Source organism: Flavobacterium sp. KMS (assembly GCF_000813005.1).
Taxonomy (GTDB): domain Bacteria; phylum Bacteroidota; class Bacteroidia; order Flavobacteriales; family Flavobacteriaceae; genus Flavobacterium.
In genome coordinates, this window is sequence record NZ_JSYP01000019.1 from 125,319 (window position 1) to 137,476 (window position 12,158).

Genomic DNA, 12,158 nt, shown 5'->3' on the forward strand with positions numbered 1-12,158 from the left:
TCATTATTCTGACAAGAAAGCATCTTTATTTTTTAAAAGAAAATTAACTAAATAATCTGCTTGTCGTGTGGTTTCAGGAAGTCTATAATGTGGAGTAAGTTTTAATACCCAAGCAATAGCAGTTTCAAGAGAAATTTTATGCCCTATTGAGACAAACATAGGATTGGTATTATTCTGTGTTCGTAATGCTTTACCAACCAAAATATTGTTGTAAATCAAATCTTGTGTACTTTTTCTTTCATGTCCCAGTAAATTTTTATCGTAGCTACCTATTAATCTTTTTTTAGCACAGCCAATTGTTGGAATGTTTAATTCTATTCCAAGATGAGTTGCCATTCCAATTCCTTTTGGATGAGCTATTCCTTGAGCATCACATACAATTAAATCAGGTTTTATAGTAAGTTTTTTAAAAGCTTCAATTAAAGAAGGGATCTCTCTAAAAGAAAACAAACCTGGAACATATGGAAATGCTATTTCCATTTCATGAAAGGCTTTTTCAACAACTTCATGAGTTTCTGCATTTAAAACTACAATAGCACCTATCATATTGTCATTAATGTCATTATATGCCACATCAACTCCGGCAATATATTGAATTACCTCTGGTAGTTGATCATATATAATTACTTTCTCACGCAAACTATTTTGAAGATCGTAATAAATTTCAAATTCTGGTTTTTTGTCAAATATGTCGTTACTCATTTTTATATTATTATAGCATATTTATTTTCTTCATCATCAAGGAAATCATATCTAATTCTTTTTGGCATAAGTTGCTCAGTTAGCGCAATAGCTTCCTGTACAACAACAGGAATGCGAGTATTGGTCGTTGTTTTTAAAACCCAATCAATTGCTGTTTCCAAACTTATTTTATGTCCAATAGATATATAAAGCGGATTGATTCTTTCTTGAGTCCGTAATGCTTTACCCACAATTTTATCATCAAACCATAGTTCTTGCCTATCCCCTCTTAAATGCCCTAAACTCGTTTTTTCATAATATCCAACAAGTCTTTTCTTTGGACATCCAATTGTTGGAATATCTAATTCAATTCCCAGATGAGTAGCTAATCCAACATTTTTTGGATGTTCAATACCATGTCCGTCACAAAAAATTAATTGAGGTTTTATACTTAGTTTTTCAAACGCTTTTAAAACTGAAGGAACTTCATTATAGGCAAATAAATCAGGAACATGCAATGTAACATCCTCTAACTCAAAAAATACCTGATCAACAATTTCTTGTGTTTCAATATCCATTACAGCAATGGCTGAAATCATTTTTAGATCTATATCATTGTATGCCACACTAACACCTGCAATGTATTTTATCGGATGTTGAATCTGGTCTTCACTAATAATCTTCTGCGCAAGTTCATTTTGAAGAATATACTTTTCCATAAAAACATCTTCAACCGTATATCCTAGTGTTTCTTTCATGCTTTCCTGAACTAAATAGCCATAAAGTGTCTTTCCAGCTCTATCTTGGTTTAATTCACGTGTGAGATTAAAGGGATTGTCTGTATTATAGGTGCAAACAAATAAATCTAAACGAGTAAAAATCTCTTTAGTGTCTTCGTAGTTTTTTATTACATCAAAATTGTCCTTTATCTTCTTATTATAATCTAAATCTTCACGGGTAAAATTATAACCTTGCTGATGCTCTTTTTTTCCTATATTATTTACTTTGTAGTCTACAATTGAATCAAATGTTTGTAAATCATAAATAGTGTAGATTCTATTCATAAAATTTTGATCACGATCTTTACCAATATCAAAATTATATCTGCTTTCATCAAAAATGTAAACAAAAATTGAAAAAGAATTTTCACTTGCCCAAAATTTTATTCCGTGTAGTCTGCGATTTACAAAAGTTTCTCTGATATATTCTTTATCAGAAATGGTTTCTTTAATTCCTGTAAAAGGTTTCCCATTGTACATACCATAATTGGAAGTAGATAAGCTGTCAATAAAAAATAGTTTGCTTTTACTTGGATAATAATTTATTGTGTGATTCATTAATGAATTTAATTTCTCTAGGTAATAATCTATTTTGAAGATATAAACCTAGTGATTATAATTTGAATTATTCTTTTTAATTCTAACAAAGTCAGTGTTTACAGAACTTCTGTACTAACCCCGTCAAGCACCTTTAATTTCAAGACCTTTTTTTTTTATTTTAAAGAACTGGTAGCGTTCTTCTTAGCTTTGCTAACTCTTTTTTTTTTACATAGTAAATTTTAAGCTATAAAGAACTTCCTATTTAAAAAACATAATCTTTGTTATATTTGTTTTATACAACCAGATTTTTTTCACACTGGTACTCACAGAAATAGTTAAATACAACAACAAATGAAAAAGGGACTTTACATTATTAAACTAATAGCAATCATAGTTTTTACTAATTCTACCTTTGCCCAGAAAAAAGAATTTGGGTATTACATATCAGGACAATACGAAAAACTAATCCTTTTAGATGAGGTAGGTAAACCAATCACAAATGAAACCTTTCAATATATCGGAGATTTTTCTGAGAATGTATTCCCTGTTCAAAAAAATGACTATTACGGATTTGTTGATATCAAGGGCAATGTTATTGTCCCTTTTCGATACAACTCGGTTTCACAAATGAAAAATGGAGTAGCCATCGTTCAGCTTGGTGAAAAATTCGGCCTTATTGACAACAAAGGAGAATATAAGATCATACCAAAATATGAAAATTTGCAATATGAAAACTTTAATAATGGTCTGGCTACTTTTAAAAAAGATGGTTTGGAAGGAACTGTTAATAAAAACGGGAAAGAGATAATCCCTAATAAATTTGAGTTCATTGCGGAATTCTACAAAGGATATGCTAGAGCAAAAAAAAATGGAAAAATTGGGATTATTGACACTAAAGGAAAAACAATAATTCCTTTTCAATATGATCATGTTAGTGAGTTATTTAACGGTTGTTCTTTTGCATTTAGAGAAAGTGATAAATCAAAGGAAGGACTCATGGATTTAAAAGGTAATGTGCTTTTAAATCCGGAATATGATTTTGTTTTTCCATGGGAAGATGAAATGGTTTATCTTACAAAGGATAATGCAAAAGGTGTTGCTGATAAATATGGAAATATTTTAATAGCTCCCCAATATAAAGACATTAAGAAATTAAGCGATGAATTAATGCTATTGGAAAATATGGGAAAATTTGGTTTTGCTAATAATAAAGGAGAAATAACTATTCCTTTGATTTATGACGAGGCCAGAGACTTTTCAGAAGGCTTAGCACCTGTCTTGAAGGATGGAAAATGGGGCTTTATCAATAAAGAAGGTCAGACCACTATTGATTTTAAATTCATTGGAGTGATGATGCCATTTAATAAAGGTTTTGCCGCTTACGGAAAAAGATCCTTTTCTTCTGGCGCACATTATACGTCTGATTTATGGGGGGTTAATAGATAAAAAAGGAAACATTGTGATTGAAAACAAATATGAAAGTATTGTTCCTGGTTATAACGGAAATTTTGTAGTCGAAATAAATGACAAAAAATTATTAATTAACAGTATTGGTGAAATATTAGCTGAATTAAAATATGACGGACGTGCTATCGCTATCGAGGAAAAATAAAGAAATTAAGAACTCTTTTCATCATTTTATTTGTATCAGTTAAAATACATATTGTTTTTGGCTTTTTCTGGAGACTAGTAATTACAACTTAAAATTAATACAAAGTAATTTCGTCGAAATTTACAATAAATAAGAACATTGTAAGTCGAAAAAATTCAAGATGATTTACGACTGATTGGAATAAAGTTGGAAAAGACCATACTTGCAAATTCCGGTGATATTAATCAATAAATAGCGCCAAAAAATAGTGTTCCTGATTTTGAGTTCCTATTGTACCTAAGATTCTTTAGTCCCACAAAAGACAGGCTTACTAATAACTGGCTCCGGCAAATAAAATAAAAAAAATATAAACTCTATTTTAATTTGTCATTTCACCGTCAGGACAATCTACTCATACGAGGCGTACTAATCGAATGCGCCTGCTTGCATGAACTGCCGATAAAGGCATCTTCTTTACAAACGGGCGCAGCATTTTTACTACTATTCAATTATTTTTAAAGTGTACTATTGAATAATCAACAGCAATTTTCGTTAAATAAATATTAACTCTAAGCTTACTCTACAGTATTTAAAACATCATAAATAAGATTAGTTTTTAACTAGAAAATTAAAATGTATTGACAGATATATATTCTCTATAGAGTTTTTCCAATTCTTCCGCTTTTAACTTGTCTTTAGGAATTAGTATATTTTTTTTAAAATCACTTTGTTTTTTTTATGCAAAAATTGTTTTAAATTTTCATATCTATATAAAATAGTACTTTTCATGTATCTTATTTTAAATTTACACCTACACTCTCGTGATAAAATAATCTCAAAAGTGACCTCAAATTTAAAAGCTGGGTCATATTATTATTTCCCAGCCTTAATAATAAACATTATCCTAGATTCCTCCCATAAATTCAAATATATAAGATACCGTTGGACTCTCCGTCCCTACTCCAAAACGACCATCACTTCTCAGTATTATATCAAAATAATTCTGAGTATACAAAGAGAAACTCTTTCTGATAATAATATCACCTGAGACCACATTTTCTATATGATCTTTAATATTTCCAGCGTAATCATAAACCATTAAATTATTTATAGTACCTACACCATTGATAAAAACAATAGTAAAATCACCATAAATATAAGCAGCCGTATCTCCATTGTTTGTTACATTACTTTGATCAACGTGTGCTATAAATCGAACACGTGTTATAGAGCTATTGGTTTCCGCAGTAAACAAAGCAGATTGACTTCCTGGTCTGAACCCTCCAACTACTACGGGTGTACCTTTAAAATCTACCAATGCTAAACCTTTAGAATCTACAGACAATTTCCTCATCTGTGTAACATTTGTAGTATTACTGGACCCTGTTGTAGTAGTCTTTAAAGTGACCAATCCCCCTATAGAAGCCTTTCCTTCGATATCTAAACCATCCGTTTGAGCACTAATTGTACTTGCATTCACAAAAAAAAAGAAAGCTATTATAATTTTATAATTAATATTCATAATATATCTTATTTAAAAATTTATTTTTCAGTTTTAATACTATTTATTAGGGTTCTTAATTCATTAATTTGGGTTTGTTGTGTATTAAATTTCTGTTCTTGCACTTCAATAATCATTTGTTGCTCTTTTATAGCTTCGATTAAAACAGGTACTAAAGCAACATAGTTTACAGTATAATACCCTTTCTCATCTTTACTAACAGCATCGGGAACAATTTTTAAGATATCTTGTGCAATCACACCTAATTGATGTTTCTCATCAAATTTTTTATCTTTAAATTCATCACTTCTCCAGTTATATCCAACTCCCTCCATTTGCTTAACCATTTTTAACGCCCCTTTTATTGGTTCAATATCTTTTTTATATCTCTGATCTGATGTCTGAGTAAAGTTAGTTGCTGTTATAGCTCCATAAACTTTAAGTTTAAACGTTGCATCAGATACTCCTCCTATACCAACATTACCAGTTTGGTATATATTTTGCGTATTACTTGTTGCTTCGTTTCCTGAAGTCGTTTCTTTCCATGGTTCTGTAACTAATTTTGGCACCCAACTTGTCCCATTATACGCCAATACCTGACCTACAATCGTTGGCTGAGTTACACTAACAGCTTTCCCCTGCAATTGGTTTGCATTCCATAATGCAGCTGCATTTTTAGCAGCAAATACAGTAGAAGCAAGTGTCATTGTCGTTGGATCTGCTGTATACTTTGTATCCGTATATTCTGAATTAATTACATAAGGACTTGCTATGGTGCCTAATCCTGCAATAGTAACATTAGCTCCCGCTTTTGCCACACCTCCTACTCCAGCAACTCCCTGAGGACCTGTATCTCCCTTAGCTCCTTGTGCGCCAGTAGCTCCAGTTAAACCTATATCTCCCTTAACTCCTTGCGGACCTGCTGGTCCTGTTAAGCCTCTATCTCCCTTAGCTCCTTGCGGGCCAGTAGCTCCATCTTTTCCATCTTTTCCATCTGATCCGTTAATTCCACCTCTTAATCCACCGGCTGCAAAAAATAAATCTTCGTAACCTATAATTGTAGAAAAGTTTCCGTCTTTACTACTAATTCCTCCAAAGACTCCTCCTAGTGCTAACTTAGCAACAACCACATTTAAAGTTGATGACGGAACAGTAGTGAGTAGACTATTTACATAAGCGCCGCCCCCGCACCTCTTCCAGAGCCTAAGACGGAACCTGTAGCAAATCCACCAGTTGCACCTCCGCCCCAAGCCTGGGCACTAATGCTGGTTACTCCCGCAGGGACAATAAATATACTATCTTTAGTAATTAAGTGCGATTTGTTGGCCTGAGACCATGAATAAAAACTAATAAAAACTAATAAAAACGAGTAACAAGGATAATTTTGATTTCATAATAGTAGGATTAATGATTAAAAAATAAATTAACTAGTTAAAAATAGACTAATGCGTGGTATTTAAAAATCAGTCTATTCAAATTGGGACTTATCTAATTTTTCATACTTTTCAAAGAAAAGAAAATATATAAAATTGAATGTTTGTGGAAAACAAGAATAAAGTTATTAATTATTTTTTATAAGATAAAAATATTATTTCATATTATATTATGTAGTTCAACAGATAAGTTTGTAGTATTATTTGTTTTTTTTACTTGCCTGATTGTTAGTATGTTAATTTTCACTCTACTAATTTACTTTATTGTAACAGCTTTAGTGATTAATTCAGCTTTTTTTATGTATAAGGTATTTATGAAGGATAAGTTGGAGTTCAGTTTGATTATTAATTTAGTTGATAGTATTAGATCAATCTATTGTATATAATTTTGTATCTCCAATAAAGAATGTACAATCTTAAGCTAAAAGCGGCCTGTGGTACTGATCTGTATACTCAGTGGTATTGGAGTGCATTTGGCGAAATAATCCCTAGGTCCATATATATTTGAAGTACTTTTGGCATCGATCCTTATGCTAAGCGTATCAGTCAGTTGCTACTGTAGTAAATTACCTTAGTTTTAGACAAAATCTTCTTTTTACAGTTTTAAGAGTAAGACCATTAGCTGTTATTTTGAGAATCATTTGCGTAATTAGAGTCATATCAAATTATTCATTTTAGTTACTCAGTTATGTCAGATGGTGACATTGAGCTCTTGTTTACAATAACTTGAAAAACTTTATTATCCAGTTTTCGTTAGTAATAGTTGATAATTTATTATGCAGTAAGTTCAAAATCATTTTAGAAAACCAAAATTATTTTTCGGGTAATTGTTTGTTTTCCATATTTACAGGATAAATCAACTGTTAATTTTTTTTCTTTATACACATTAATTATGACCTTTTAAAAACGGGTTTTAATGAATCATCACACTTTATAGAGGTTATGCTGGTAGGCTGATAATTTATTTAATTCTTGAGTGAAAATGAGTTTAAGGTGATTTGATTTTTTGTGATAAGTATGATTAATTCAGTAATCTAATAGATTAGAGATAGAGCCAATCAATTCTTTCTTAATAAGTTGTTTTTAGCAAATATTTATGAGGTAAGCGATTGATTTAGTTGGTTTTGGTAAAATAGCCGAAAGAAAAAAGACTTATGTTGTTGTTTTTGCGATTTAATTGAAAAGTGTCGCGGTGGTTGCTGTTAGTAACTTTGCAGTATATTAATTAAAATACAAATTTAGATGAAAATTAAGTATTTATTATTTGTTAGTTTGTTTTTTTTAGGAGCTACTATTAATGCGCAAACTAATAATGTGGGTATAGGAACCATTAATCCTGATGGTTCTGCACTTTTGGACTTATCAAGTACTGATAAAGGTTTGTTGGTTCCTCGAATTTTTCTTAAAAGTACTAAAGATGTGGTTACGATTAGTAACCCTGCACAAAGTTTATTTGTGTATAATGCGTCAAACATTGCTGATATTAAGCCTGGTTTCTACTATTGGGATGTAGATAAGTGGGTTCCTTTGTCAAGTGGAGCTACTTTAGGTGATATTGTTACAACATTGACCAATGATGGAAAAGGGGTTTATGTGTTTGTGAATGAAGAAAATGTTAAATCTCAAATCGATGTAGTTGGTGACATTGTGAACAATGCAGGAGATATTTTCCTAAATACAGATAAGCCATACACAAGTTTAAATCAAGAGAACACAAATAATAATCGCATTTTTTATGTAGATTCTATTGCCAATAATAAACCATACAGCTACAGAATTCAAGGAATATCCTCGTTTGGAGAATTAGGTCCATATTCTGAAATTATTACTGGAAAAGGTAAATCTCTATTAAAATTTGTACCTCATCTTACTGTTAAAGACTTCAAAGATGATACTACAGTTACTCTGTCTTGGGAGTTCCCAGAAGAAGGAAATGAAGAGATTTCAGGGTTTGAACTAAATCGTTCGGATAAAGATGATGAAAAATATACTACAGTATTAAAAAACATCCCTGCAAAAAACCGTTCAGTAACCTATAATAAACTTTTATCTACAAATTATTTCACTATTACAGCAATTGGAAAACAAGGAAATAGCAGAACTTCATTTCCTATGCTAGTACAACCTGTAGATTCAATTCCACCATCTAAACCTATTGGCTTAAAAGGTGTAATTGATAGTCTGGGTATCGTTAAAATCACATGGGCTCCTAATAAAGAAAAAGATCTAATGGGGTATCGTATTTATAGAGGTAATACTGCTGAGGAAGAATTTAGTCAGTTAACAGTGAGCCCAAGTGAGCCTAATACTTACGAAGATAAAGTGATTATCAAGAGTTTGAACAGCAAAGTATATTATAGAGTAATTGCTGTTGATTATCATTATAATATGTCCCCATTTTCGGAAACATTAATTATTAAAAAACCAGACGTAATCCCTCCTACCTCACCTGTATTTACTAAATATGAAATAAAAGATGGCGCCGTTTTTCTAGAATGGGTTAATAGCCAAAGTGAAGATGTGGCTTCTCACCAATTATATCGTAAAGAAAATGAACAAGAAAAATGGGAACTGATTTTAAACGATGTAACAAAACTAGAATCCTTTCAAGATAAAAAAACAAACGAGGGCTCAACTTACAGATATGCCATTTTCGCTAAAGATGAAAGTGGCCTAGTATCAAACCCTACACCAGAAATTGCATTATTTATACCAAAATATACCGTTAAACCAGCTGTAAAAGGATTTTATGCTCAAGCAAATACAGCTACAAAAAGCATAGATTTATCTTGGGATTATAAAGAAAGTGATGTTGATAGTTTTGAAATTTACAAAGCTACAAATCAAGAACCGCTACAATTGATACAAATCCTAAAAGGAGAATCACGAAAATTATCTGATCCTACACTTACAATAAATACCACATACAAATACGGAATAAGAGCACAATTTAAAGACGGAAGAATGTCTAAAATGGTTTTTTATACTGTAAAGTTTTAAGAGCATGAAAAAATTATTTATTTTACTTTTTATTATTACCGCATCAAAAGGATACGGACAAACCTATACATTTTATTATTCATATACTAAGCAACTTACTGGATGTACTGATGGATGGCATGGATGGAAATTACAGATTCTTACTCCTACTGTTCCCATAGAAAATATAACAAAACAGGAAAATAATTCGCTATATCCTGAAAATTTCTATAGTCGCCAATATACTTTAAAAGCAAATCCAACCATGTTTAATTTTGAAATCATAGCATATGATTGTACTTCATCAACAAGTTGTGATGCCAAAATAAAACAACAAACTTTTACCCTTCCTGAATTAATTAAAGCCGGAGCTACTACCGTATGGGATTGTAAATACTACCAAAGATTTGCAATTGATGGTTTTGTAGCTAATGCAACTATTAAAAATCAAGACAATACCAGCCCAAACGAAATATGTGCTGGAACTCAACTGGAATTAGCAGCCTTTCCAACCGAGTTAGTACCAAGTAATACTTCTGGTTTTCCTAACGAAGTCTATCATTGGCAATATTCATTAGATAATCAACTTACCTGGATTGATGTACCTACAAGTTATAACAATAACAAACTCTTAAGATCTACTATTTACGAACTCTTAGGAAAGGATCATGAAAAATACTACAATAAAGACCTTTATTTTAGGTTAGGATACAGCCAAAACAGAGCTTTTAGTAATTCATTAAAAATAAAATATTCCCCTTGTGCTCCAATAATAACAAGTATTACTCCATCTGGAGCAACATGCAATGGAGAACCAGTAAATGTAATAGTGACTTTTGATAGAGGTTTATATCAAAATGAAAGACTAACCGAATTCCAAATTACTAAAATAGATGGACAACTAACACCAAATCAAATCCCATCTATTATTTCTTTTGACATTGGAAATCCATCACAATTTACATATAATAATGTTGTAGGATTAGAGAGTGGAGCTAAGTATACAGTAAAATATTTAGCTTTTATGGGACCAACTCCAAAAGGACTAATGATAACACCTAGTGATTTTCTCTATACCGATCCAGCCAAAATGAAGTTTGAAATAACCGATTACATAAAACCTTCTTGCCACGGAGGTAGTGATGGTATAATAGAAATAAAAGTACTGAGTGGTGCGGAACCTTATCATTTTTATAAAGATGGAGTCGAAATTTCTCCCGCTCCTACATTACAAAATGGGAAATATTATATCACTGGATTAGAAGCAAAAGAATATAATATTATGGTTACCGATGCAAAAGGTTGTATTGAAAAAACTTAAAATAACTAGGCTTATGAAAAAACTTTACTTTCTATTTTTAATTATTTTATCTTTTAAAAGTTATGGGCAAACCTATACTATAAAAGTATCATATGATGCATCAAGCGCTGGATGTCATGCAGCTGGATTTAGATGGGATTTAAAAGGGGATTCATCTACAATAGATTCATTTAGTGATGGGGGAAATAGCATGGACGTTGATGATATTAAAATATATCCTAATGTTGCAAATTTTACCACATTTAAATTATCATCTGGCAGTAATTGTAGACCTTTGGATTCATCCCCAAATTGTACTTCAACCAACTCCAAGTCGAGCACCAATGTGAAAATGATTCAAGGCGATTACCTTGGATTTGGAGCTTGTAACGGTGGAGTCAGCATAACATTATTTAAACCAAATGTAACCATACAAAACTTAGATACTGCGAATTCAAATGAGATATGTGCTGGATTTCAACTGGGCTTATCTGGATATCCGACTAATGGTACTGGGAAATTTCCCGATGAAGCTTACCATTGGCAATATTCTCTAGATAATGTAAGTTGGACAGATGTTCTTGCCTCTAAAAATAATAACGCTATAGCTAAATTCTCAATCGAGGAAATCTTAAGCGCCAATGGTATCAATCATATCAATTATTTAGATAAATTAATTTATTTCAGATTAGGCTATGGACAAGATAGACCATTTACAACTCCTTTGGCTATTAAATACTCAGCTTGTGCACCTATACTAAAAAACGTAACATACTCGCCCCCAGAATGCAATAACGATTATATTAAAAAAATTGAAGTTTTCTTTGACAGGGATTTAAAGTATAATGAAACTTTATATCCATTTTACATTATTAATATTAACCCTTTAAAAAATTCTCCTCATTTCCAACTTGTTGAACCTTTAAAATCTCTAACTAAAGATGCTGAAACAGGTTTTTATAAATATACTTTTTTAAGTCCAGGAATACTTGAAGAGAAAGAAACTTATCGAATAGAATACCAAGCAAATAGAAATGAGAGTCCTGCTGGATCTTTACAATCTCCGCAGAATTTTAATTTTACCTATACCAATCCTACTAAAATGCAGTTTGAAATAACCAATTACACAGAACCTTCTTGCAAGGGAGGTAGCGATGGCGTAATCGAAATAAAAGTACTTAGTGGTACCTCTCCTTATTATTTTTATAAAGATGGAGTTGAAATTACTCCCGCCCCTACACTACAAAATGGTAAATATTTCATCACGGGCCTAGGAGCAAAGACATATAATATCATGGTTACCGATACAAAAGGTTGCATTGAAAAAATCTAAAAAATACACCTCAAATTATTC

At 31.5% G+C, this 12,158-nt stretch carries 9 protein-coding genes; 5 read left to right on the top strand and 4 right to left on the bottom strand.

Features of this window, described 5'->3' with window-relative positions; all coding sequences use genetic code 11:
• Nucleotides 1–3: 3 nt before the first annotated feature.
• Both nfi and OA93_RS24215 read right to left on the bottom strand, forming a co-directional pair.
• Entirely contained in the window at nucleotides 4–702 is a 699-nt protein-coding gene (gene nfi, locus OA93_RS18090) for a deoxyribonuclease V (protein WP_052259510.1), read from the bottom strand.
• 2 nt (nucleotides 703–704) lie between these two features.
• A complete protein-coding gene (locus OA93_RS24215; RefSeq protein WP_082001836.1) occupies nucleotides 705–2,018 on the bottom strand; it encodes an endonuclease V in 1,314 nt (437 codons plus the stop codon).
• A gap of 333 nt (nucleotides 2,019–2,351) precedes the next feature.
• Between OA93_RS24215 and OA93_RS18100 the strand changes: the two genes are divergently transcribed.
• Both OA93_RS18100 and OA93_RS25420 read left to right on the top strand, forming a co-directional pair.
• Nucleotides 2,352–3,446 carry a WG repeat-containing protein gene (locus tag OA93_RS18100; RefSeq protein ID WP_240474758.1) on the top strand — a complete coding sequence of 365 codons (1,095 nt, stop codon included), beginning with the start codon at nucleotides 2,352–2,354 and terminating at the stop codon, nucleotides 3,444–3,446.
• A 13-nt stretch (nucleotides 3,447–3,459) separates the two neighbouring features.
• On the top strand, nucleotides 3,460–3,612 hold the full coding sequence (locus OA93_RS25420) for a hypothetical protein (protein WP_240474759.1): 153 nt from the start codon (nucleotides 3,460–3,462) through the stop codon (nucleotides 3,610–3,612).
• A gap of 883 nt (nucleotides 3,613–4,495) precedes the next feature.
• Here the strand turns inward: OA93_RS25420 and OA93_RS18105 are convergent.
• Nucleotides 4,496–5,113 (bottom strand): hypothetical protein, encoded by a 618-nt coding sequence (locus OA93_RS18105; RefSeq protein WP_039115048.1) that lies wholly within the window; start codon nucleotides 5,111–5,113, stop codon nucleotides 4,496–4,498.
• A 20-nt stretch (nucleotides 5,114–5,133) separates the two neighbouring features.
• Nucleotides 5,134–6,222 (bottom strand): tail fiber domain-containing protein, encoded by a 1,089-nt coding sequence (locus OA93_RS25525; RefSeq protein ID WP_039115049.1) that lies wholly within the window; start codon nucleotides 6,220–6,222, stop codon nucleotides 5,134–5,136.
• Nucleotides 6,223–7,767: 1,545 nt separating this feature from the next.
• Between OA93_RS25525 and OA93_RS18115 the strand changes: the two genes are divergently transcribed.
• From OA93_RS18115 to OA93_RS18125, 3 genes are read left to right on the top strand one after another with little or no spacing between them, the layout of a single operon-like run.
• A complete protein-coding gene (locus tag OA93_RS18115) occupies nucleotides 7,768–9,525 on the top strand; it encodes a hypothetical protein (RefSeq protein WP_052259512.1) in 1,758 nt (585 codons plus the stop codon).
• Between the two features lie 4 nt (nucleotides 9,526–9,529).
• Nucleotides 9,530–10,825, top strand: coding sequence for a hypothetical protein (locus OA93_RS18120; RefSeq protein ID WP_039115050.1), 1,296 nt, complete (start codon nucleotides 9,530–9,532; stop codon nucleotides 10,823–10,825).
• 13 nt (nucleotides 10,826–10,838) lie between these two features.
• Nucleotides 10,839–12,137 carry a hypothetical protein gene (locus OA93_RS18125; protein ID WP_131474501.1) on the top strand — a complete coding sequence of 433 codons (1,299 nt, stop codon included), beginning with the start codon at nucleotides 10,839–10,841 and terminating at the stop codon, nucleotides 12,135–12,137.
• Nucleotides 12,138–12,158: the final 21 nt, after the last annotated feature.